This window comes from Streptomyces sp. NPDC091281, assembly GCF_044757425.1.
Lineage (GTDB): Bacteria > Actinomycetota > Actinomycetes > Streptomycetales > Streptomycetaceae > Streptomyces.
Genome location: NZ_JBIVUY010000003.1, coordinates 484,533 through 507,323 on the forward strand (window position 1 = coordinate 484,533; position 22,791 = coordinate 507,323).

20 protein-coding genes and 2 pseudogenes are annotated in these 22,791 nt (G+C 75.5%); 9 read left to right on the top strand and 13 right to left on the bottom strand.

All coding sequences use genetic code 11. The features are described from left to right. Positions 1-350: 350 nt before the first annotated feature. Positions 351-1,064: pseudogene (locus tag ACIQPQ_RS10235) on the bottom strand (glycoside hydrolase family 75 protein); the annotation flags it as partial. Positions 1,065-1,579: 515 nt separating this feature from the next. Here ACIQPQ_RS10235 and ACIQPQ_RS10240 point away from each other — a divergent pair. Next, positions 1,580-2,536, top strand: a complete 957-nt coding sequence (locus ACIQPQ_RS10240; RefSeq protein WP_401302268.1) for a fibronectin type III domain-containing protein — start codon at positions 1,580-1,582, stop codon at positions 2,534-2,536. A gap of 178 nt (positions 2,537-2,714) precedes the next feature. Next, complete coding sequence (locus ACIQPQ_RS10245) at positions 2,715-3,251, top strand: hypothetical protein (RefSeq protein WP_401302270.1); 537 nt, start codon at positions 2,715-2,717, stop codon at positions 3,249-3,251. On the opposite strand, the gene ACIQPQ_RS10250 is transcribed toward ACIQPQ_RS10245, so the two are convergent. The 7 genes from ACIQPQ_RS10250 to ACIQPQ_RS10280 form a co-directional block, all read right to left on the bottom strand. Next, positions 3,248-3,808 (bottom strand): PadR family transcriptional regulator, encoded by a 561-nt coding sequence (locus tag ACIQPQ_RS10250; RefSeq protein WP_401302272.1) that lies wholly within the window; start codon positions 3,806-3,808, stop codon positions 3,248-3,250. The genes ACIQPQ_RS10245 and ACIQPQ_RS10250 overlap by 4 nt on opposite strands. Before the next feature lie 108 nt (positions 3,809-3,916). Continuing rightward, on the bottom strand, positions 3,917-5,950 hold the full coding sequence (locus ACIQPQ_RS10255) for an FAD-dependent oxidoreductase (protein ID WP_401302273.1): 2,034 nt from the start codon (positions 5,948-5,950) through the stop codon (positions 3,917-3,919). A gap of 154 nt (positions 5,951-6,104) precedes the next feature. Continuing rightward, positions 6,105-6,512 (bottom strand): hypothetical protein, encoded by a 408-nt coding sequence (locus tag ACIQPQ_RS10260; protein ID WP_401302679.1) that lies wholly within the window; start codon positions 6,510-6,512, stop codon positions 6,105-6,107. 251 nt (positions 6,513-6,763) lie between these two features. Further along, entirely contained in the window at positions 6,764-7,648 is an 885-nt protein-coding gene (locus ACIQPQ_RS10265; protein WP_401302275.1) for a hypothetical protein, read from the bottom strand. A gap of 318 nt (positions 7,649-7,966) precedes the next feature. Beyond that, positions 7,967-8,800, bottom strand: a complete 834-nt coding sequence (locus ACIQPQ_RS10270; protein ID WP_401302277.1) for a putative protein N(5)-glutamine methyltransferase — start codon at positions 8,798-8,800, stop codon at positions 7,967-7,969. Between the two features lie 284 nt (positions 8,801-9,084). Further along, positions 9,085-9,816: a GNAT family N-acetyltransferase gene (locus ACIQPQ_RS10275; RefSeq protein WP_401302279.1), complete on the bottom strand. Its 732-nt coding sequence runs from the start codon at positions 9,814-9,816 to the stop codon at positions 9,085-9,087. Then, on the bottom strand, positions 9,813-10,745 hold the full coding sequence (locus tag ACIQPQ_RS10280; RefSeq protein ID WP_401302281.1) for a zinc-binding alcohol dehydrogenase family protein: 933 nt from the start codon (positions 10,743-10,745) through the stop codon (positions 9,813-9,815). The genes ACIQPQ_RS10275 and ACIQPQ_RS10280 overlap by 4 nt, the downstream gene beginning before the upstream one ends. Positions 10,746-10,977: 232 nt before the next feature. Here ACIQPQ_RS10280 and ACIQPQ_RS10285 point away from each other — a divergent pair, with 232 nt between their 5' ends. The 4 genes from ACIQPQ_RS10285 (at position 10,978) to ACIQPQ_RS10300 (ending at position 14,260) form a co-directional block, all read left to right on the top strand. Further along, the gene (locus tag ACIQPQ_RS10285) at positions 10,978-11,631 is read left to right on the top strand and encodes a sulfite oxidase-like oxidoreductase (RefSeq protein ID WP_401302283.1); all 654 of its coding nucleotides are present in this window, start codon (positions 10,978-10,980) and stop codon (positions 11,629-11,631) included. After that, complete coding sequence (locus ACIQPQ_RS10290) at positions 11,624-12,415, top strand: ferredoxin reductase (protein ID WP_401302285.1); 792 nt, start codon at positions 11,624-11,626, stop codon at positions 12,413-12,415. The genes ACIQPQ_RS10285 and ACIQPQ_RS10290 overlap by 8 nt, the downstream gene beginning before the upstream one ends. A 154-nt stretch (positions 12,416-12,569) precedes the next feature. Further along, positions 12,570-13,157, top strand: a complete 588-nt coding sequence (locus ACIQPQ_RS10295; protein WP_401302286.1) for a hypothetical protein — start codon at positions 12,570-12,572, stop codon at positions 13,155-13,157. Positions 13,158-13,531: 374 nt separating this feature from the next. After that, positions 13,532-14,260, top strand: a complete 729-nt coding sequence (locus tag ACIQPQ_RS10300; RefSeq protein WP_383772969.1) for a GntR family transcriptional regulator — start codon at positions 13,532-13,534, stop codon at positions 14,258-14,260. A gap of 49 nt (positions 14,261-14,309) precedes the next feature. Here the strand turns inward: ACIQPQ_RS10300 and ACIQPQ_RS10305 are convergent, their stop codons facing one another. Both ACIQPQ_RS10305 and ACIQPQ_RS10310 read right to left on the bottom strand, forming a co-directional pair. Next, entirely contained in the window at positions 14,310-15,068 is a 759-nt protein-coding gene (locus ACIQPQ_RS10305; RefSeq protein ID WP_401302288.1) for a class I SAM-dependent methyltransferase, read from the bottom strand. A gap of 5 nt (positions 15,069-15,073) precedes the next feature. Next, the gene (locus ACIQPQ_RS10310; RefSeq protein WP_383772965.1) at positions 15,074-15,637 is read right to left on the bottom strand and encodes a PadR family transcriptional regulator; all 564 of its coding nucleotides are present in this window, start codon (positions 15,635-15,637) and stop codon (positions 15,074-15,076) included. 69 nt (positions 15,638-15,706) lie between these two features. Here ACIQPQ_RS10310 and ACIQPQ_RS10315 point away from each other — a divergent pair, with 69 nt between their 5' ends. Continuing rightward, entirely contained in the window at positions 15,707-16,105 is a 399-nt protein-coding gene (locus ACIQPQ_RS10315; RefSeq protein ID WP_401302290.1) for a nuclear transport factor 2 family protein, read from the top strand. Positions 16,106-16,220: 115 nt separating this feature from the next. Here the strand turns inward: ACIQPQ_RS10315 and ACIQPQ_RS10320 are convergent, their stop codons facing one another. Further along, a complete protein-coding gene (locus ACIQPQ_RS10320; RefSeq protein ID WP_401302292.1) occupies positions 16,221-17,132 on the bottom strand; it encodes a hypothetical protein in 912 nt (303 codons plus the stop codon). Between the two features lie 468 nt (positions 17,133-17,600). Between ACIQPQ_RS10320 and rho the strand changes: the two genes are divergently transcribed. Both rho and ACIQPQ_RS10330 read left to right on the top strand, forming a co-directional pair. Continuing rightward, complete coding sequence (gene rho, locus ACIQPQ_RS10325) at positions 17,601-18,743, top strand: transcription termination factor Rho (RefSeq protein ID WP_401302294.1); 1,143 nt, start codon at positions 17,601-17,603, stop codon at positions 18,741-18,743. 189 nt (positions 18,744-18,932) lie between these two features. Next, a pseudogene (locus ACIQPQ_RS10330) lies at positions 18,933-19,832 on the top strand (D-alanyl-D-alanine carboxypeptidase family protein); the annotation flags it as partial. A 35-nt stretch (positions 19,833-19,867) separates the two neighbouring features. On the opposite strand, the gene ACIQPQ_RS10335 reads toward ACIQPQ_RS10330, so the two are convergent. Further along, on the bottom strand, positions 19,868-21,295 hold the full coding sequence (locus ACIQPQ_RS10335; protein ID WP_401302295.1) for a glycosyltransferase 87 family protein: 1,428 nt from the start codon (positions 21,293-21,295) through the stop codon (positions 19,868-19,870). Next, a complete protein-coding gene (mptB, locus tag ACIQPQ_RS10340; RefSeq protein ID WP_401302297.1) occupies positions 21,292-22,713 on the bottom strand; it encodes a polyprenol phosphomannose-dependent alpha 1,6 mannosyltransferase MptB in 1,422 nt (473 codons plus the stop codon). The genes ACIQPQ_RS10335 and mptB overlap by 4 nt, the downstream gene beginning before the upstream one ends. Between the last annotated feature and the right edge of the window lie 78 nt (positions 22,714-22,791).

Here is a 22,791-nt window from a genome sequence, read left to right on the forward strand (position 1 = left end):
CAGCGAGCGGCGGCCCGGGGCCCGGTGACGGGCCGGAGGCGGCTGCCCCCGCGGCTGGCGGGCGGGCCCGCGACCGGCTGGGCCGGGGCGAGCCGCTCCACGGCCGCCTCCTGAGCCTCCCGCGCCTCGGCGGGCCGGGGGGCGGTGGAGGGGGCGGAAGCGGGCCGGGTGCCGGTCGCGGGGCGCGTCCCGGTCGGCGCACTGCCCGACGGCTGCTGGGCTCCCGGCTGCTGTGCCCCCGGCGCCTGGACGCCCGGCTGCGCGGGGGCCGACCCCTCGGTACCTGACTGCCCGGTGCCCGAGCCCCCGGTGTCCGGCTGTCCGGTGGTCTGCGGGCCCCCCTTCGGGGTGACGAAGGCGCGGGCAAGCGCCTCGCCCGTGGCGACGGCCGCCGAGTGGCTCTCGATGGGGGTGACGCGAGAGTTCCTGAACACGATGTACGTGACGTCGGAGGGGGCGCCGCCGGTGCGCGGGTCGGGCTTGATGCCCAGGGCCTCGGCGGCGGCGTAGGAGGCCTCGCCGATGATCTGCGTGGGGCCGACGTCGCCGACCACCGCGTACCGGACCCGGTCGCCGTGGACGACCGCGGCGACGCTGCCGCCGCGCACGCCGTGGTCGCGGTAGTTCCACACGGCGCTGACGCCGGGCACGACGATGAACGGCAGTTCCTCCGCGCTGAGGTAGCGCCCGTCGGACTGCGCGAACGCCGTCGCGGGCGAGAACTGCGGGTCGGTGGTGGCGTTGCAGCGGGGGCCGGGACGCCCGTCGCAGTCGATGTCCATGTCGGCCGTCCAGTACACGGCCTCGTCGGTGCCGCAGACCGGGATGTCGGCCGGGGCGCCCGCGTCGGTGCGGTACCGGCCAGCGGAGACGGGGACGCAGTCCCGCACCCGGGCCAGCAGCTCGGCGGCGCTCACCGTGCCCTCCTGCCGAGGAGAGGGACGCTCCTGGCGGTGGGCCGGGCTCCGGGGGAGGTCGGCGGCGTGGGACGCGGCGGCGGGGTGCGCGGTCGGGGCCAGCAGGGCGAGACCGGCCGCGGCCAGGGTCAGCGTGGGGACACGCACGTGGGGGAACCCTCTCGTGGGGGACGGTGGGTGGGGCTCGGCTGCATGTCTTGCCGGTGGACGGCGGGGCGCGACCCGCGCGGGGCCGTACGGAGCAGTGAATCCGACGATATGAATGACATACGCGGTGCGTCCTCGCGCGGACGACGCCGGGCACGCGGTGGAAGAGCGGCGGGCGCGGGCCGGGGCGGGCGGTACGACAGGGGGCGGGCGCCGGCGCCTGTCGGGCACCGGCCGCCCGGCCGCCCCGCGGGCGCGGGACCAGCGACGACAGCGGATCGCGCCACCGGCGTGAACTGCCACTGGTTCAGGGCGAGTTCAGCCGTGAGGAACCCCAGCATACGGAACGTTCCCGGCACCCGACCACCGAGGGCCGGACCCACGCCACCTCGGGGGGCCGGGCCCGAGCCGCCGAGGTCGCCCCGCACCGCCCTCTTGATGTGCCCACGACGACCCGGCAGAATTGGTCCGGACCAATTCTTCCCATTCCACCGGAGCGGGCCGGGAGGCGAACCGTGCGACGCGTCGTGCTGTGCGGGTGGGTGCTCGTCCTGTGCTGCGGATGCGCCGGCGCGGGCGCCGCGGACGAGGGGCGCGGACCGGGCGTACCGAAGGGGCTCACGGCCGAGGCGGGCAGCGCGACCAGCGTCCACGTCATGTGGAACGCGGTGCCCGGCGCGAAGGAGTACGAGGTGTACCGCGGCACCACCAAGGTCGCCGACGTCCCCGGCTCCTCGCACATGCACGACGTCACCCGGCTCGAACCGTCCACCGCGTACGCCTTCACCGTGCGCGCCCGCGACGGGGAGGGCCGCCTCGGACCGCGCAGCGCGGAGGTGCGGGCCACGACCCCGGCGGCGGTCGCGGCGGACCGGGCGGCCCCGACCCGGCCGGGCGCCGCCACCGGCCGGGCGGCGGGGAGCCGGGCCGTCCAGCTGTCCTGGACGGCCTCGACGGACGACCGCAAGGTGGTGTCGTACGAGGTGTTCCAGAGCGGGACGAAGATCCACAGTGTGGGCGGCGGGCAGACCGCGACCGTGGTCACCGGGCTGCGGCCGGGCACCCGCTACTCCTTCACCGTCCGGGCCCGCGACGCGGCCGACAACCTCTCCCCCGACAGCGCGGCCGTGCGCCTCACCACCGCGGCGGGCGCCGACGAGGGGCTCGACACCGCGCCGACCGCGTTCCGGGCGACGAGCCGCACGGCCGACGGGGCGTACTACGTCGTGCTGTCGTGGGTGGCGCCGCGGGTGGACGGCGTGGTCACCGAGTACCAGATCCAGCTCGACGGGCAGCCCGCCACCACGCTGGTCTGGGGCGGCGCCCCGCCGAAGGGCACGGCGACCTACGAGTTCTACGTCGGCCGCGAGGCGGGCGAGGAGCACCGGGTGCGGCTGCGGGCCCGGCTGCCGGACGGCACCTGGGGGGCGTTCTCGGCCACGCGCGGCGTCACGACGGGCGGACGGACCTGAGCGCAAGCCGGCGGGGCCCCCGCGTGGGCCGTCCGGCGGAAGACGTCACCTGGCCGGACGCGGCCGGAGTGCGGCGGGCACCGGGGACGCGTTGGCTGCCCCTGTGGCAGCACGGGCGTACCCGACCCCTAGGCGGCGCACCGGATGTACCGCCAACCGTGCCGCCGGAGGACATCCGATGCGCACTCACCCCCTTGTCGTCCGCGGCGGTCTGGCCGCGGTGGCCGTCGCCCTCCCCCTCGCCCTGGCCGCCCAGCCCGCGGCAGCCCGGACCAACGGGATCTCGGTCAGCACGACCGGCTCCACGGTGTCCGTGGTGACCAGCGCCTGCACCCAGATCAACGGCAGCTGGGGCACGGCCGCCCTGCTCGGCAGCGGGCAGGCCAACTTCTCCCAGGGCCGCCAGGTCGCCCTGTCGGGCACCACCGTCAGCCAGTCGGCCGCCTGGTCCAACGTCACGCCGGGCACCTACACGGTCGTCGTGATGTGCTCCAGCGGGACGACCGCGGGCACCCAGTCGGTGATCGTGTCGAGCCCGTCCACCCCGACCATCTCCGCCACCGCGTCGCCCTCACGCGGCGTCATGGGCGGTGTCGGCGGCACCGTCCGCGACTACGGCACGGTCACGATGGTGGCCGGTGGCGCGCTGGTCGGCACGGGTGCCATCGCGGCGGCGTTCTTCCTCCGCCGCCGCACCAAGCCGAACCGGCTCTAGCACGGACCCGGTCCCGCCTCGCCCTCCGCCTCGGGAAGGTCCGCGAGGGCTTCGGTCAGCCAGCGGGTCCAGAACGTCTCCAGTTCGATGCCCGCGCGCAGGACCAGGTGCTGGAGCCTGGCCTGCGCGCTGTCGTCGCCGGGCGGGAAGTCGCGCTTCTCGATCGCCTCGTACTCGGCCAACTGCGCGTGATGCAGGTCGAGATGGCGGCGCAGGTCGGTCTCCAGGCCCGCGGTGCCGACCACGGCGGCGGCCCGCAGCCGCAGCAGCATCGCGTCGCGCAGCGGCTTGGGGTCCTGCGCGGTGGCCGTCCAGCGGCCGAGTTCGGCGCGGCCCGCGGGCAGCACCTCGTAGCTCTTGCGCTGTCCGCGGGCCGGCTGCTCGGTGGGCAGGGCACGGATGAGGCCGTCGGCCTCCAGCCGGCCCAGCTCGCGGTAGATCTGCTGGTGCGTCGCCGACCAGAAGTAGCCGATGGACTTGTCGAACCGGCGGGTCAGATCCAGCCCCGAGGACGGCTTCTCCAGCAGGGCGGTGAGGATCGCGTGCGGCAGTGACATGCGGTCATCCTAGGGAGGGTCGGGGGGCGGCCCCGTGGAGCGGCGACCGCTTCCCGGGCGTCCGGGATCGCGCGCCCGTCCGCCCGTCCGTCGCTCCCGTTCGCGTGGTCACAGACTCGCGGCCACCTCGGTGCCCTGTTTGATGGCGCGTTTGGCGTCGAGTTCGGCGGCCACGTCGGCGCCGCCGATGAGGTGGGCCTTCGTCCCGGCGGCGAGCAGGTCGTCGTAGAGGTCGCGGCGGGGGTCCTGGCCGGTGCAGAGGACGACGGTGTCGACCTCCAGGACCGTGCTCTCCTCGCCGACGGTGACGTGCAGTCCGGCGTCGTCGATCAGGTCGTAGCGGACGCCGGGGACCATGGTGACGCCGCGGTGGCGGAGTTCGGTGCGGTGGATCCAGCCGGTGGTCTTGCCGAGTCCCGCGCCGACCTTGGTGGTCTTGCGCTGGAGGAGGTGGACGGTGCGCGGCGGGGCGGGCCGCTCGGGGGCGCCGAGGCCGCCGGGTGCCGCGTACTCCATGTCGACGCCCCACTGCCGGAAGTACGTCGCGGGGTCCTCGCTCGCCCCGTCGCCGCCGTCGGTGAGGAACTCCGCGACGTCGAAGCCGATGCCGCCCGCGCCGAGGACGGCGACCCGCTCGCCGACGGGGGCGTTGTCGCGCAGCACGTCGAGGTAGCCGACGACGCTCGGGTGGTCGATGCCCGGGATGTCGGGGACGCGCGGGCTGACGCCGGTGGCGACGACGACGTCGTCGTAGCCGGTGAGGTCGTCCGCCGTGACGCGGGTGCCGAGGCGTACGTCGACGTGGTGGGCGTCGAGCTGGTGGCGGAAGTAGCGGAGCGTCTCGTCGAACTCCTGCTTGCCGGGGACCTTGCGGGCGACGTTGAGCTGGCCGCCGATCTCGCTCGCCGCGTCGAACAGGGTGACGGTGTGGCCGCGTTCGGCCGCGGAGACCGCGCAGGCGAGTCCGGCGGGTCCGGCGCCGACGACGGCGACGCGCTTGCGGCGCCGGGTCGGGGTGAGGACGAGTTCGGTCTCGTGGCAGGCGCGCGGGTTGACCAGGCAGGAGGTGATCCGGCCGCTGAAGGTGTGGTCGAGGCAGGCCTGGTTGCAGCCGATGCAGGTGTTGATGGCGTCGGGGGTGCCCGCGGCGGCCTTGTTGACGAAGTCGGGGTCGGCGAGCATCGGCCGGGCCATCGACACCATGTCGGCGCGGCCGTCGGCGAGCAACTGCTCGGCCAGTTCGGGGGTGTTGATGCGGTTGGTGACGACGAGCGGCACGGACACCGCGCCCATCAGCCGCTCGGTGACCCAGCTGAACGCGCCGCGGGGCACGGAGGTGGCGATGGTGGGGATGCGGGCCTCGTGCCAGCCGATGCCGGTGTTGATGATGGTGGCTCCGGCCTCCTCGACGGCCCGCGCGAGGGCGACGACCTCGTCCAGCGTGGAGCCGCCGGGGACGAGGTCGAGCATGGAGAGCCGGAAGACGAGGATGAAGCGCTCGCCGACAGCCGCGCGGACCCGCCGGACGATCTCCAGCGGGAACCGGGTGCGGTTCTCGAAGGAGCCGCCCCAGCGGTCGGTGCGGTGGTTGGTCTGGAGCGCGACGAACTCGTTGATGAGGTAGCCCTCGGAGCCCATGATCTCGACGCCGTCGTAGCCGGCGCCCTGGGCGAGGACGGCGGCGCGGGCGTAGTCGTCGATGGTGCGCTCGATGTCGGCGTCGGTCAGCTCGCGGGGCACGTGCGGGCTGATGGGGGCCTGGAGCGGGCTGGGGGCGACGAGGTCGGGGTGGTAGGCGTAGCGGCCGAAGTGCAGGAGCTGCATCGCGATGCGGCCGCCCTCGCGGTGGACGGCGTCGGTGACCACGCGGTGCTCGGCGGCCTCCTCCTCGGTGGTGAGGCGGGCGCCGCCCGCCCAGGGGCGGCCCTCGTCGTTGGGGGCGATGCCGCCGGTGACGATCAGGCCCACTCCCCCGCGGGCCCGTGCGGCGTAGAACGCGGCCATCCGCGCGAAGCCGTTCTCGGCCTCTTCCAGGCCGACGTGCATGGAGCCCATGAGGACGCGGTTGGGCAGCGTGGTGAAGCCCAGGTCGAGCGGGCTCAGCAGGTGGGGGTAGGGGCTCGGGCTCGGGTGTCGGCTCATGGCGGCAGGCCTCCGTACGCGGGATCGTCCCCTCCAGTTCTAGAGGACCCCGTACGGGTTCTGCAACTAGTTGCACAATCAGGTGGGCCGGTGTGCCGCAGGTCACCGGCGGGGTAGGGCGTACGTCACCGACACGGCGCGGCGCGGGGGCGGGTCAGCGGTTGGCGAGGAGGACATGCAGTTCGCGTTCCTGGTCGCCGGAGGCGGAGGACAGGTCCTGGACGTCGAACATCGCGTCCAAAGTGGAGCGCAGCCGGTCGATCGCCCAGTAGCCGCCCTGCGCGTCGGCCTCGACGGCGGCGGAGAGACGGGCGGGGGCGGAGGGGGCGTGCGTGTGCTCGGTGACCTCGAAGGTGCCCGTCCACACGGTCGGGCGGGTCTCGTGCAGCCGCCGGGGGACGTCCTCGGCGGCGCGGTCGGAGGCGAAGCAGGAGCACAGCGCGTCGAAGACCACGCGCGCGTCCTCGGCGCCGCATCCGCTGATCTCCACGGAGACGGACTCCTCGTGCGGCCGGTCGCCGCCGGAGCGGCCGTGGCCCGCCGCGCGGCCCTGCCCTGTCATGCGGTCCTGGCCCGTCATGCGGTCCTGGCCTGTCGTGCGGTCGTGGTCCGTCATGCGTTCGCGGTCCATCGTGGGCGCTCCTCTCGTGGCGGTGGGACGCAGTCGCGGGTTCCCCGCGAACCACGCCACATCCCCAGACAAGCACCACTTTCCGCACCGGACCAGCGGCACGGCCCCCGGGACGCCCAGGGGCAGAACGCGGACGGGACCGGCCCGCGGGGTGCGCAGCCCGGTCCCGTCCGGCGGCGGTGTCAGCCGCGCTTGAAGCGGTACGTCTTGCTGTCGGTCAGCACGCAGATGCTGGGCGAGACGACGATCACCCGGAGTTCGCCGGTGCGGCGGTCGTAGTCGATGCCCTCGGTCTCGAAGGAGCCGGAGCAGGCGCTGCGCAGCGGGAGCTGGCGCAGGGCGGTGACCTTGCCGGTGACGTCGCCGGAGCCGCCGGGCTGGGCCGAGAGGTCGATCTGGAGCAGCGGCTTGCTGTACCCGAAGAGGGTGCTGTCCGGGTCGTCGGAGGAGCAGAGCAGCGTGGTGGCGCCGCTGAAGTCGCAGCCCTGGATGTCGCGCACCGGGCGGTCGAGGACCACCTGGGAGGCGAGCGGGAGGTTCGCCGAGGGGGAGGTGGCGGAGTTGACGCCGGGGGTCGGGAAGACGAGGAGGCGGTTCATGGTGCCCCACTCCCCCGCGAGCATCCACTGGCTGTCGGGCGTGATGGCCACCCAGGAGTTGTTGCTCTGCTCGCCGGGGGCGAGCTGGTGCACGTACTCCGACCAGGCACCGCCGGGCGCCTGCGCCCGGAACATCTTCTTGCCGCCGTCCTTGTACTGGTACGGCTCGACGTAGTGGCCGCCGTAGGAGGCGTCGGGGTCGCCGACGTGGTTCCAGCCGCGGATGTTGAGGTCGAGCGGGATGGTGCCGATCCCGGTGTAGCGGTTCGGGCTGTTCACCGGGACCTCGACCGAGGTCAGGCCCTGGCTCTCGGTGAGCGGGCGGGCCCGGTCGGAGCCGATCTCGTTCCAGGTGTCGGCGGCCGCGGCGGGCGGGGCGGCCCAGAGGGTGGCCGCGGTCGCGGTGGCCAGCGCGAGTAACGCGGCCCGGACGGCGTGACGGCGTCCGCGGGCAGGGCGCAGGGGCATGGGTCTCCTCGGATGGGGGGTGGGAGCGCGCACGGCGCACAGTGTGGCCAACTTCCCTGGGCATGTACAGAGCAATGGAAGGGACGGGTGCGGTCCGTGGGATGAACGGTGCGTGCGGCGGGGGCGGGGCGGCCGACAGATAGCGCTTGCAGCTGACATGGGGGAACGCGGCCCTTCCCGGCGACGCCTGCCGAGCGCGGGCGCGCTCGGCAGGCGTACTTGCGCTCGGCGGGCGTACGTGGGGTCCTCAGGCGCGTGCGGGGTCCGCGGGCGTACGTGGGGTCCGGGCCCGGATGCCCTCGCCGGGTCCGGGTGTCCTCAGGGGGCGCGGGTCCCGATGACCACGCGGGCCGGAAGGTCCTCGTCGACGATCAGACGGGCCGTCAGGCCCGCCCGTGTGAAGGCCCGGAGCGCGGAGGGTGCCTGGTGGGCGCTCGTCTCGACCAGGACCCGGCCGCCGGGGGCCAGCCAGTGCGCGGCCCCGGCGGCGACCCGGCGCAGCACGTCGAGCCCGTCGGGGCCGCCGTCGAGGGCGGTGCGGGGTTCGTGGTCGCGGGCCTCGGCGGGCAGCAGCGCGACCTCGCCGGTCGGGACGTAGGGGACGTTGGCGGCGAGGAGGTCGACACGGCCGCGCAGCGCGGCGGGCAGCGCGGTGAAGAGGTCGCCGGGGTGGACGTGTCCGCCGAAGGGGGCGAGGTTGCGCCGCGCGCAGCGGACCGCCGCCGGGTCGATGTCGGCGGCGTGCAGTTCGACCGGTCCGAGGGCGGTGGCGAGCGCGGCGCCGACCGCGCCCGAGCCGCAGCACAGGTCGACGACGACGGAGGCGTCCGGGGCGAGGGCGAGGGCCTGCCCGACGAGGAACTCGGTACGGCGGCGGGGCACGAACACGCCCGGCTCGACGGCGACCCGGAGGCCGCCGAACTCGGCCCAGCCGACGACGAGTTCGAGGGGTTCACCGGTCACCCGGCGGGCCACCATCGCGGTGACCTCGTCGGGGGTGCGGGCGGTGGTGAGGATGAGGCGCGCCTCCTCCTCGGCGAAGACGCAGCCCGCGGCGCGCAGCGCGGCCACGACGGAGTCGGCACCGGGTTCGCGCGACGGGAGGGGCGGGGTGGAGGACGGCGGGGTGGGCGGGAACGGGACCTGGGACACGGGGAGTTGACAGCCTCTCGGGAGCCGAAGGGCGCTCCCGCGGTCGTCTACCGGCGGCGGTCCACGCCGTACGGAGAGCCGTGCGAAGGAGGGAACACCCGTCCTGACACTGCGGTGATGGGTCCCACCTCCTCGGTCCGGTCGCGGCCGGGGACGCCCCGGCCGGACCGCAACCCTACACCGGCGCGCGGACGGGGAAAGCCGGGCGGGGGCGCGCACCGGACCGCCGACCCGGTCCGGCGGCGCGCCCCCGCCGCCCCGTCGGGGCCGCGGGCGCCGGGGCCTCAGGCCACCGGCACCGCGTCCCGCTCGGCCGCGCCGTCCCGCTCCGGTGCCCGCGCCGCCAGGAACGCGGTCCGCAGGCGGAGGCGGAAGCCGAGGGACTCGTAGAGCCGGATCGCGTTGGTGTTGCCGGCGCTGGTGTGCAGGAACGGGGTCTCGCCGCGTTCCCGGATGCCGTGCGCGACGGCCAGGATCAGCCGGGTGGCGAGGCCCTGTCCGCGTACCGAGGCGTCGGTGCAGACGGCGCTGATCTCGGTCCAGCCCGGCGGGTGGAGGCGTTCCCCGGCCATCGCGACGAGGACGCCCTCGCGGCGGATGCCCAGGTAGGTGCCGAGTTCGACGGTCCGCCGCTCGAAGGGGCCGGGCTGGGTGCGGGCGACCAGGTCCAGCATCTCGGGCACGTCGTCGGCGCCGAGGCGTACGGCCTCCGGGTCGGGGGCGGCGGCGAGGCCGTCGTCGACGAACTGGACGCCCGCGATGCGCTGGGTGATCTCCCAGCCGGGCGGGACCTCGCCCCGGAAGCCGGGCAGCGGAACCTCCCCGCCGGGGCCCGCGAGCGCGGCGAGGTCGGCCCAGTCGTCGGCGTCCGGCTCCTCGGGCAGCGCCAGCCAGGGCGACACGTCCACGGGGTAGCGCAGGACCCGGCCGCGGCGTTCGGCGAAGTGGGCGTGCGGCCCGGTGAGGGAGGCGAGGGCCGGGTTGTCCAGGACGTGCCGGGGTGCGGCGGCGGTCATGCGGTGGCTCCGATCTCGATCACGATCTTGCCCCGGGCGTGGCCGTCCTCGACCTCGCGCAGGGCCTGTCCCGCCTGTTCCAGCGGGTAGCTGCGGGTGACGTGCGGGTCCAGGGCGCCGCCGACGACGAGGGCGGCGACCGCGCGCAGGACGGCCGCGTCACGGGCGCGCAGGACGCGGGCACCGCCGAGCGCCTCGGCCGCGTCGGCCGGGGCCCCGGCCGTGATCAGCTTCGTCCGGTCGGCGACCAGGTCGGCCGCCTCGCGCAGCACGTCGCCGCCGACGAGGTCGTAGACGCCCGCCACGCCGTCGGGCGCGGCGGCGCGGGCGCGGTCGGTCCAGCCGGTCCCGGAGGTGACGTGGACCGCGCCCAGTGACTCCACCAGGTCCTTCTTGGCCTCGCTCGCCACGCCGACGACCCGGACGCCGAGGGCGCGGGCGATCTGGACGACGGCCACGCCGACCCCGCCGCCCGCGCCGGTGACCAGGAGGGTCGCCCCGGCGGGCAGGGCGAGCTGGTGGACGCCGTCGTAGGCGGTGGCGGCGGCGACCGGGAGGGTGGCGGCGTCGGTGACGGACAGGGCGGGCGGCCGGGGGGCGGTGATGTGCGCGGCGAGCAGCGCGTACTCGGCGTAGCCGCCCGCGACGGCGGTGCCGAACACCTCGTCGCCGGGCGCGAACCCGGTGACACCCTCGCCGGTCTCCACGACGGTCCCGGCGACCTCGTTGCCGAGGACGGCCGGGAAGTCACGCTCGCCGCTCTCGCCGGGGCGGCGGTAGCCGGTGCGCTGCTTCCAGTCGACCGGGTTGACGCCCGCCGCGCGGACCGCGACCAGCACCTCGCCGGGGCCCGGCGAGGGCCGGTCCAGCTCCACCAGGGCCTCGGTCTCCGGGCCGCCGTACCGCGTGAAGACGTACGCCTTCGGCATTGCTCCCACTCTCCTTCGCTGCCACCGGACCGCAAGGCCCGGAACGACACGTCCAAGGGAGATCCTGCGGCCGGTATTCCCCGGTCGGAACGGTGCGCGGGAGTGTTCATACGGCCTTAACGATGCCGGGCCGCCCCCGGGCGGGGGCATCCGCGGCCCGGCGCTACGGTTGAACGCGCAACGTCCGCCGCCTCCCCGCCTGTCCTCTCCCCTCTTCTCCCGCTGGAACCGCATGAACGCCACGCCCGTCACGCCCCTCGCACCGCCCGTGCCGCCGGGCCCGCCCGTCACGCGGGGTTTCACCGGCCGCCCGCGCGCCTTCGATCCGGGGCTGCCGCCGGGGCAGTACGACGCGCGCGACGACTGGCCCGTCCTGTCCGCCGAGGTCACCCCCGACCTGGCCCCCGCCGACTGGTCGTTCCGCGTCGACGGGCTGGTGGACACGCCCCGCGTCTGGGACTGGGAGCAGGCGCACGCGCTGCCGTTCTCGGAGTACGCGGGGGACATCCACTGCGTGACGGGCTGGTCGCGGTTCGGGACACGGTTCGGGGGCGTGCCGCTGGACGTGTTCCTGGCGGCGGCCGGTCCGCTGCCGACGGCGACGCACGTGGTGGCGTACGCGCACACCGGATACACGACGAACCTGCCGCTGGCCGATCTCACGGGCGGGCGGGCGTGGATCGCGTTCACCCACGACGGGGCGCCGCTCACCGCCGAACACGGCGGCCCGGCACGGCTGTTGGTGCCGCACCTGTACTTCTGGAAGAGCGCCAAGTGGATCGCGGGGCTGCGCCTCCTCGACCACGACGAACCGGGGTTCTGGGAGCGCAACGGCTACCACGCGCGGGGCAACCCGTGGGAGGAGCAGAGGTACGCCGGTGACTGAGACCGTGACGTCCGCGGGGCCGTCGGCGGCGCCCTTCGTGCCGCCGACCCGGTTCGCCGTGCCGGGGCGCGTCGAGGTGAGCGACCGGGCGGCGGCCGTCTGGCAGACGGCCGTCCTCACCGGCGTCCGCCGCGAGACGCCGCGCGCGGCCACCTTCCGACTCGCGGTGCCGCGGTGGGCGGGCCACCTGCCCGGCCAGCACCTGATGCTGCGGCTGACCGCCGCCGACGGGTACGTGGCGCAGCGGCACTACTCGATCGCGTCGCCGCCCGACGACACCGGGCACGTGGAACTGACCCTGGACCACGTGGCGGGCGGCGAGGTGTCCGGCTGGTTCCACACCGTGGCCCGGCCCGGCGACACCGTGGAGGTGCGCGGCCCGCTCAGCGGCTTCTTCGCCTGGCCCGGCGACCGGCCCGCGCTGCTGCTGGGCGCGGGCTCGGGGGTCGTCCCGCTGATGTCGATGGTCCGCCACCACCGGGCCCGCTCCCTCACGGTGCCGCTGCGGCTGCTGGTGTCGGCTCGCACCCCTGAGGAGCTGATCTACGCCCGCGAGTACGGCGCCGAGACCACGCCGGTCTTCACCCGCCGCGCGCCCCGAGGGGAGCCCGTGGGGCGGCTGTCGGCCGATCATCTGGCGCCGCTGCTCGCGGCGGCCCCGGAGGCGGCGGGCGGCTGGGAGGCGTACGTGTGCGGGTCCAACGGGTTCGCGGAGCACGCGTCGCGGCTGCTGGTGGCGGCCGGGCAGCCGGTGCACCGCATCCGCGTCGAACGCTTCGGCTGACCCCGGCCCGCCCCCCGACGGTCCGCCGGACGGCCCCGCGGGCCGGTGCCGGAGCCGTGGGGATGCCGGACCGGCCCCCTGGTGGAACGATTCTCCGTGTACGAGGCATCTCCTCCACGCGGGTGACCGCCCGGGTGACGGCGAGGGGGTCGACATGCGAGGTCGGGTGCGCGGCTGGCGCTGGCGGCGCAATCCCCTGCGGCGCCGCTGCGACGTCGTGGAGATGTGGACACTGCTGGTCGTCGCCGTGCTGGTGCTGACCGGAGCGCCCCTCGCGGGGGCGCTCGCCGGTCTGTGGGCGCATGACGACGCGCGGTCGGTCGCGGCCGGCCTGCGGGCGGAGCGCCACCCCGTGACCGCCGAGGTGGTGGGCCGCCCTCCGGCGGGCACCATGCCGACCGCCGACGGCGGCCAGGTGCGGCTCTACCGGGTGGACGTCCGCTGGACCGACGACCGGGGCACGACGCACACCACGCGCGCCGGGGTCCCCGCGGGGACGCGGCCGGGCGACACGGTGCGGATCTGGCTGGACGCGCGGGGCCGCGGCGTTCCGGCTCCGCCGGGCGACGCGGCCGTGTGGCAGCACACGCTCACCCTGGGCTGCGCCACGGCGGGCGGCACCGCCGCCGCGATCCTGCTCGGCCACGCGGCCGTCCGCCGCGTCGCCCTCCGCCACCGCCTGGGCGAATGGGACCGCGAGTGGGCCCGGACGGGGCCGGAGTGGAGCAAGGGGAAGGCGTAGGGCTCGGGGCGGATCGGAGCGGGCCGGGGCAGCTCGGAGCGGATCGGAGCGGTCGGGCGCTGCGGCGTGGGGAGACCTTCCGGCCGAGAGGTCCGGGTCCGCTCCGGCGGGTCACCCACGGGCTTTCGGACAGAGGTACGCCGGACGGCGGGGCGGCGTCACGGACAGACGGACGGGCCGGTCGGAGGGGTGGGCGGCCTCCGGGGCGCGGGCCCGGCAGCGCGCCTCCGGGGGCGGGTGCGGGGTGCGGCCGGATCGGCGGCGGTGCGGTTTCGGCCGATCGGGACGGCCGCCCTTCCCCTGTGGTTTAGACCAATGCTAGATCTGGTGGCGCACGAACCCGCACGGCACGTCACCCCCAGGAGGCGCGCGGCATGGCCCGCACCATCGCCCACGATCACCCCATCTACTGGCGGATAGCGAAGGAGTTGCTCGGCGAACTGCGTGACGGCACCATCCCGCCCGGCGAACGGCTGCCCGGCGAACGGCAGTTGGCGGAGCACTTCGGCGTCAGCAGAGTCACCGTCCGGCAGGCGCTGGAGGTGCTGCGGCGGGACGGGCTGGTCGCCACCGACCGGCGCGGCAGCCACGCCGTGCTGCCGGGCGCCCCGGTCGCCGCGCCGGACTGGCTCGCCTTCCCGGTGGGCGCCCGTCCCCCCGACGACACCAGCGCGGTGGACCGGGCCACCCTGAGCTGGGAGCCGCCCCCGCCCGAGCACGCCGAGGCGCTCGAACTGGCCCCGCACCGGCCGACGTTGGTGCACCGCTACGAGTCGGCGGGGGCCGACGGCCGGGCCCAGCGCACCGCCCTCACCTCGTTCTCGGCGGTGGCTCTGGCGGAGGTCGGCGAGCTGGCCCGCTACCGGGACCGGACCGCGACCGTCTCCTCGCCGCAACTGCGGCGGGCCTACGACTGGATGCGCCGGGCGGGGCTGAGTCTGCACCACCAGGACTCCATCACCCGCCCCGACGGCGCCCCCTCGATCCGGCTCACCCGCCGGGTGCACGACCAGTACGCGCGGCCGTTGGAGATCACCGACCTGGTCGTGGACATCCGTCGGGACGCGCTGGTCTACACGTTCACCCTGCCCGCGGCGGACTGACCGCGCGGCGGACGGGAGGCGGGCGGGAGGCGGGCGGGAGGCGTCCGGTTCAGTCCGCGCGCCGGGCCTCCACCAGGCGGACGCGCGGGCTGCCGTCGTCGCGGGTCCCGAACGCGGGCAGGGCGCGCAGCCCCACCTCGAACCCGGCGCGTTCCAGTTCGCGGCGCACCTCGCCGAGCCGGAAGGCCCGGTAGTACATGACGAACGGCGGTCGCCAGAGCGCGTTGCGCACGCGCATCACGGCGTCGAAGCCGAGGAGCATCCAGTAGGCGGACGTGGACGGGCGGGGCGGCGCGAGGACGGGGAAGACGAACCGCCCGCCCGGCCGCAGCGCCCCGTGCACCCCGGCGAAGAGGCCGGGCAGCTCCCGCGGCAGGAAGTGGCCGAACGCGCCGAAACTGACGACGAGGTCGAAGGCCGCCGCGAACGGCAGGTCCCGCGCGTCGGCACGCACCCACGACACCCGCGGGCCGGACGCCCCCGCCCCGGACCCGTGCGGGACCGGCGCGGACTCCGTCCGCCGTCGCGCCACGTCGAGCATGCCCGCGCTGAAGTCGACCCCGGTGACGCTGTCCCGGCAGACGGCGGTCAGGACGTCGACCCCGGCGCCGGTGCCGCAGCACAGGTCGAGTCCGTCGCCGTGGGGTCCGGTGGCGCGCAGGGCCTCGGCGACCGCGTCGAGCACGGAGTCGGGGGTGCGGAAGGGGGTGTGGTCGAACTTCGGGGCCAGCAGGTCGTAGCCGTGCTCGACGGACGACAGGGCCTGGACGGCGAGTTCGCGCAGCGTGGGTCCTTCGGGGCTGAACATCCGGGTCAGCCTACGGCGGTGCGGTCGGCGAGGAGGGCGAGCACGCGCGCGCACCAGCGCTGGTTCTCCTCCTCGAACCCGATCCCGGCCATCAGGGTCAGATAGGGGCCGATCCGGTCGGCCGCGCTCAGGTACGCCTCCTCGGTCCGGCCGTCGAGGAGGCGGTCGCGCATCCGCGTGTAGCGGTCGAGTTTGGCCCGCGACCACGCCATCCGCTCCTCGACCTGCGCGCGGGTGAGGGCGGGGTCGCCGCCGTCCATGGCCTGGATCTTGACGAGGAGTTCGTCGCGGATGACGGTCGGGCGGCGCGGCGGAGTGTCGGCGAAGGCCCGCAGGTGGGCGCGTCCGGCGTCGGTGAGGGTGAACATCCGCTTGTTGGGGCGGCGGTCCTGCCGTACGAGCCGGGCGGAGAGCAGGCCGTCCTGGGTGAGGCGTTCCAGCTCGCGGTAGAGCTGCTGGGGGGTGGCGGGCCAGAAGTTGGCGAGGGAGGCGTCGAAGAGCTTCGACAGCTCGTAGCCGGAGGCCTCGCCGTCGAGCAGGGCGGCCAGCACGGCGTGCTTGAACGACATGGGGACACGGTAACAGCCGGTGGTAGTGTCCTCGGCACCTATTCAACAAGTTGAGTATGAGGTGATCGCGTGCGCGCATTCCGTGAGGCGGTGGAGGCCGGCGACCTCGACGCCGTGGAGGCCCTGCTGGCCGAGGACGTCGTCTTCACCAGCCCGGTCGCGTTCAAGCCCTATCCGGGCCGCGCGATCACGGCGGCCGTCCTGCGCGCCGTGTCGCAGGTGTTCGAGGACTTCCGCTACGAGACCGAGCTGGCGTCCGGCGAGGGCCGCGACCATGCGCTGGTGTTCAGCGCCCGGGTGGGCGAACGGCGCCTGGAGGGCTGCGACTTCATCCACCTCGACGAGGAGGGCCGCATCGACCGGCTGACGGTGATGGTGCGTCCGCTGTCCGGGGCGCAGGCGCTGGCCGAGGCGATGGGCGCCCGGTTCGACCAGATCGCCGAGGAGGCGCAGGCGCGCTCCCGCTGAGACGCCGACACCCCAGAGAACACAGAGAACACCGGGAACACCGGGAACACCGGCAACGCAGACGGCGGCCGGAACGCGGGTGCGTGCCGGCCGCCGTCGCGGTGATCGGGTGGGGTCAGTCCTTGAGCCCGTCCATCGTGGTCTTGGCGTCGGCCTTGAGCCAGTCCGTCACCTCGTCGAGCTTCGGCGGGTCCTTGTCGGTGTCGTACGAGGAGAGGTAGGCGCTGTAGGTCATGGTGTACGTCGCCCAGCCGTCGCGGACCGCGAGGGTGGCGTAGATCGAGCCGCTGGACGTGCCGCTGGTGGTGTCCTGGCTGACGAGGTAGGCCTCGTCGCCGATGTCGTCGACGCTCTCCACGTCGTAACCGGTGTGGCTCTCGTCGTAGTTCTTCCAGGAGGCGGTGAACTCCGGTCCCGGGTCGGTCTTCCGGTGGAGGTCGACCTGGCTGGTGAGGTAGGCGTCGGCGTAGCTGGACGCGGTCTTCTTGAGGCTGATGCTGCACGAACTGCTGTCGAGCGCCGGGTCCTTGAGGGCGTTGTGGGTCGGTGTGCCGTCGGTGTCCGGGTACTCGCCCTCGAAGGAGGAGTAGTCGGTGCTGGAGCAGAGGTTCGCCGGGGCGGCGTAGCCGCGCAGGTCGGCCTGGTCGGTGTTGACGCCGATGAGGAAGACCCCGGCCGCCCACGCGGCGGAGGCGACGACCGCGCCGACGGCCGCCCACAGCACGGCCCGCCCGGCGCCTGTGCCGCCGCCGGGCGGCGGCGGGGGCGGGTACGGCGCCTGCTGGCCGTAGGGGTAGGACGGGTGCGGACCCGGCTGGGCGGGGACGCCGGTCTGTCCCGGCGCGCCGACCAGGGTCGGGGTGGCGTAGAAGTTCTGCTGGCCCGGTGCGGAACCGGCCGCCGGGGGGAACGCTCCCGGCCCGCCCGGGGCCGGTGACTGCGGATTCGGGTACGGATACGCACTCGGCGCAGCCGACGTCCCGGACGGCTGCTCGGGTTCCTGCGGAGGCTTGGGCGGCGTGGACATGACGTGAAGATAGTGCACCGATGGCGGCCAAGTCCCTTGTCGTCCGGGATCGTTATGGTCTGGGGACATCTGCTGCAAACCTATGACACGGCGCCCGGGACGCGGGGCGCCATACCGGGACGGACCAGGCGTTCCGCGGTCACGGAATAACCGGTCGCTCACCCGTGTTGACGCCCTCGAACGGTCGGCACCACGGCCACGGCGCCATGACGGGTGCTACTGTCCGGACAGCACGTGTGTACGCCCCTCCGTGGGCGCCGGTGCTGCATCTCTCCTCACCTCTCGATCCGCCCGCCGCGTTCCGGCCGGTGCGGACGTTCCTCCGCAGACTCTGTGAGCGGCCGTCAGCCGTCGCCCCCGTGGTGCTGCGTTCCCGCCGCCCGAGGCGTGCCGTCACGGCCCCTCCCCTTCGCGGCTCCCCCCCTCTTCGCCTGTTTCCGAACCGGCAGTCCCGAAAGGACGATCACCATGACCACCACACTCGAACACCCGCCCGTCCGGGAGCGGCCCCCGGCCCGGATCGTCGCCGGAGTCCTCGACACCGACGGCCACGGCAAGGGGCACCTCCGGGCCGCGACCTGCCTGCCCTCTCCCGCCGACGTGCAGGTACCGGCCGCGCTGGTCCGCCGCCTCGGTCTGCGCAAGGGCGACCTCGTCGAGGGGCAGGTCGACGCCCGGGGCGCGCTGGCCGACGTCACCCGCGTCGACGGCCGCGCCCCGCGCGGGCTGCGCGACCGGCGCGCCTTCCACGACCTCACCCCGGTGCACCCGCGGGAGCGGCTGCGCCTCGAACACCCGGCGGCCGGACTCGCGGGCCGGGTCGCCGACCTGCTCGCACCGGTCGGCAAGGGGCAACGGGGGCTGATCGTGGCCCCGCCCAAGACCGGCAAGACCGTCCTGCTCCAGCAGATCGCCGCGGCGATCGCCGGGAACCACCCCGGCGCCCGGCTGATGGTGCTGCTCCTCGACGAACGCCCCGAGGAGGTCACCGACATGCGGCGCTCCGTGCGCGGCGAGGTGTACGCCTCCACGTTCGACCGGACGCCCAAGCAGCACATCGCCCTCGCCGACCTCGTCGTCGAGCGGGCCAAGCGGCTCGTCGAGGCGGGCGAGGACGTCGTGATCCTGCTCGACTCGCTGACCCGGCTGTGCCGGGCCCACAACCACGCCGCCCCCTCGGGCGGACGCACCCTCAGCGGCGGCGTCGACGCCACGGCCCTGATCGGGCCCAAGCGGTTCTTCGGCGCGGCGCGGGCCGCCGAGGAGGGCGGCTCCCTCACGATCCTGGCCACCGCGCTCGTCGAGACCGGGTCGCGCGCCGACGACTTCTTCTTCGAGGAGCTGAAGGGCACCGGCAACATGGAGCTGCGGCTGGACCGCGAACCGGCCTCCCGCCGGGTCTTCCCGGCCCTCGACATCGACGCCTCCGGCACCCGCCGCGAGGAACTCCTCCTCACCCCGGCCGAGTTGACGGCCGTACGGGGACTGCGCCGCGCGCTGCGGACCGGGGACGGCCGGGCCAGCCTGGAGACACTGCTGGAGCGGCTGCGGGCCACGCCGGACAACGCGGCCTTCCTGCGGCGCGTGGCCCCGACCCTGCCGGGCGCCTGAGGCCGTCTACGGAGCCAGTCGCCGGAGCCTGTCGGCGGAACATCTCCCCGGCGCAGGCCGCCCCCCCTCCCCGGCCTCCTCTCCCCGCCCCCGTTCCGAGCCCGGGAACGTGCGGCATCCGGGTGCTCGCGGGGTGTCGTGCGGCACGGGCAGCGCGGGGACGGACCGGTTCATTCCTACGTTGATCATATGAAGATCGGATTCTCTTCTCGGGTGGTCGCGTCGGCCTGCGCGTTCTGCACGGCCGGAGTGCTGGCCCTCACGCCCGTCCTCACCCTCACCGCGGCCGCCGCGCCCGCCACCGGCGCCGATCCGGGCACGCACCGCGGGCCGCGGGCCGCCGCACCGCCGCCCGACCGGCTCTACCGCCCCGGCACCCAGGTCAGACCGCGCGCCGGGGCTCCCGGCGTCCCGGACGTCTCCGCGCTGTCGTGGGTGGTGGCCGACGCCGACAGCGGCGAGGTGCTGGCCGCGGCGGACGCCCACCGCAGGCTGCCCCCCGCCAGCACCCTCAAGACGCTGTTCGCCCTCACCGTGCTGCCCTCCCTGCCCGCCGGTCTGCGGCACACCGTCTCCGAGGAGGAGCTGGCCGGGATCGGCGCGGGCAGCAGCCTCGTCGGCGTCGCCGAGGGCCTCACCTACGGCGTCGACGACCTGTGGCGCGGGGTGTTCCTCAACTCCGGCAACGACGCCGTGCACGTGCTCGCGTCCCTCGGCGGAGGCTGGGACGTCACCGCCGAGCGCATGCAGGCCAAGGCCCGCTCCCTGGGCGCCCTCGACACCCATGTGCGCTCCCCCGACGGCTACGACGCCCCCGGCCAGGTGTCCTCCGCCTACGACCTCGCCGTGTTCGGGCGCGCCGGGCTGCAGGACCCCGACTTCGCCCGCTACTGCGCCACCGTCGAGGCCCAGTTCCCCGGCCGGGACGGCGGGACGTACGGCATCGCCAACACCAACCGGCTGCTCAGCGGCGCCGACGGCGTCGGCCGCTACCCCGGACTGATCGGCATCAAGAACGGCTACACCAGCCACGCGGGCAACACCCTCGTCGCCGCCGCCCGCCACGGGGAGCGCACCCTCGTCGTCACCGTCATGAACCCGCAGGCGGGCGGCGGCCTCACCGTCTACGAGGAGGCGCGCGCGCTGCTCGACTGGGGGTTCGCGGCCGCCGGGAAGGTCGACCCGGTGGGGTCGCTGGACGGACTGCGGGTGCGCCCGGCCCCCGCGCCGCGGCCCAGCGCGTCGGCGCCCGCCGCGGCCGGTGCCCCCGCACCGGCCGCCCCCGCGTCCCCGGTCGCCTCGGCCGACGGGGCGACGGCGGAGGGCGGCTGGGCGCGGGCGGGCTGGGTGGCGGGCGCGGGTCTGCTCGGCGCGGGCTCGGTCGTCTGCGCGCTGCGGCTCAGGGCGCGGCGCCGGTCCGGGGGCCGCGCGGAGCTCTGACCGACCGGCAAGCTGAGCAGCAGGCCGAGGGTGATCCAGGTGTACAGGTTGGCGCCGAGGAAGCCGCCGACGCCGGACGCGTCGTCGTACCAGAGCCACACGACGCTGGTGCACAGGACCGCGTACAGGCACGCCGCGACGCGGGCGTGCCCGGCGCGGACCAAGACGGCGAACGACGGCAGCAGCCACACCAGGTGGTGGACCCAGGTGACCGGGCTGACCAGGCACGCGGTCAGCCCGGTCAGCGCGAACGCGGCCGTCCGGTTCCCCGCCTCCGCCGCCCGCCGGACGCGCCACGCCCACCAGCCGAGCACCAGCACGGCCAGCAGCGCCCAGACCGGGCGGCCCTCCACGCCGAGCCGGGCCAGGACGCCCTGGAGGGACTGGTTGGAGACGTAGTCCAGGCGGCCCACCCGGCCCGTGTCCCACAGGGCGGTCGTCCAGTAGAAGCGGGAGGCGTCGGGGGCGACCAGGGCGGCGCAGGCCGTGGCGCCGACAGCGACCGCGGTGGCGAGGACCGCCGCGCGGCGCCGTCCGGCGACCAGGAGCAGGCCGATGAAGAGCGCGGGCGTGAGCTTGATCGCCGCGGCCAGGCCGATGCCGACGCCCGCCCAGCGGGCCGCCCGCCCGCCGGACAGCAGCGCGCAGTCCGTCAGGACCAGCGCGAGCAGCACCAGGTTGACCTGGCCGAAGCTGACGGTGTCGCGAAGCGGCTCGAACAGGGCGAGACCGCAGGCCGCGAGACCGACGCCGTACCAGCCGTACCGGCGCCAGGCCGGGCCGGTCAGGACGCGCAGGGAGACGGCGAGCGCGGCCAGGTTCAGCAGCAGGGCCACCGCGATCGCGGTGCGCGTCCCGACCAGCGCCATCGGCAGCATCACGACGGCCGCGAACGGCGGGTAGGTGAAGCCGTACGGGGTGCCGGGCACCCGGTAGTCGTAGACGCGCCCGCCGTCGTGGACCCAGCTGGTGACGGTGCCGTGGTAGACGCGCAGGTCGAACCAGTCGCGCAGCAGCGGGACCGTGGCGGTGAACACGGTGACGGCCGTCGCCAGGGCGAGGAGCAGCAGCAGGCGTCCGCCGTCGGTGCGCGGGAGGGCGGGTCGTCTCATGCCGGACGCGCCGGGGGGACGGCCGGGGTCCGGGCGGCGAGGCGGGTCTGCCCCAGGACGACGACGGCGAGCGCGCCGCCGGACACCGCCAGCAGCAGGCGTCCGGTGTCGGCGGGGTCGCCGTCGGGCAGCACCGCCAGGGCGAGCACCCCGGCGACGGCCGCCGTGCGGTGCCGTACGGAGGCGGAGGGCGCGGCGGCGGCGATGAGGAACAGGCCCCACAGCGCGTACCAGGGGCGGACGGCCGGTCCGAACGCGGCGACGGCGGCGAGGCTCAGGCCGAGCGCGTACACCGGGCGGGGGCGCAGCCGCCACCAGATGGCGGCCAGGAGCACGGCGGTGACGGCGAGGCCCAGGAGGTGCCAGGCGGGGACGGCGAGCGGGGCGAGGTCGCTGCCGAGGGCCGCCAGGGCGGCGCCGGTGGCGCGGCCGAGGAGGCTCGTGAGGGCCCAGTTCTGTTCGGAGACGGGGGTGTCGAGGGCGCCGGTCCAGCCGTAGCCGGTGCCCGCCACGGCGGTCGCGGTGACCGTGGTGGCGGCGCAGACGGTGGCCGTGCCGAGGACGGCGGGAAGCCAGGGGCGTCCGGCGCGTGCCTGGAGGACCAGGACGGCGGCGAGGCCGAGGGCGGCGGGCGCCTTGACGAGGGCGGCGAGGGTGATCAGGGCGGCGCCGAGGGCCGGGCGGCCCCCGAGGGCGGCGACCAGGCCGACGCCGAGGAGGCCCAGCATGAGGGCGTCGTTGTGGGCGCCGGCCACCAGGTGCAGCAGGACCAGCGGGTTGAGGGCGCCCAGCCAGAGCGCGGCGGCCGGGTCGGCGCCGCAGTGCCGGGCCAGCCGGGGCAGCGCCGCCGCCATCAGCGCCACGCCGACGACCGCGACGGCCCGCATCCCGGCGAGCCCGGCGGGCAGTTCGCCGCGGGTGAGGCCGGACAGGGCGGCGGCGACGGCGAGGAAGACCGGCCCGTAGGGGGCGCCGGTGTGCTGCCACAGCGGGGCGACCTCGTCGGCGAGCGGGCCGCCGAGCCGGGACGGGCCGTGCGCGTACACGTCGATGTGCGCGTCGACCATGGCGCCCTGCGCGAGATAGCTGTAGACGTCCCGGCTGAACAGCGGCGGGGCGAGCAGCAGCGGGGCCGCCCACACGGCGAGGACCAGCGTGAGGGCGCGCGGGGTCGGCGGGTCGCCGCCGCGCACCAGGCGGCCCAGGAGGACCCAGGCCGCGGTGAGCAGCACCAGCCCGAAGTAGACCCCGACCAGGCCCAGGACGGCGTGCGCGGAGGTCGGGGCGAGGAGGTCGCGGGCGGGCAGCGCACCGGCCGTCTCCCCGCCGAGCGCGAGGACGGCGGTTCCGGCCAGGCCGAGCACCTGGCAGTGACGGAGGTCGGTCCGGAGAGCGACGGGAAAAGCCTTGGCCAACACTCGGTCAGCGTGGCAAGGCCGGGTGGCCGGAAGGCGACGCGGCGGCCCCCGGGCGGCGGCGTGGGCATGTCCGCCGCG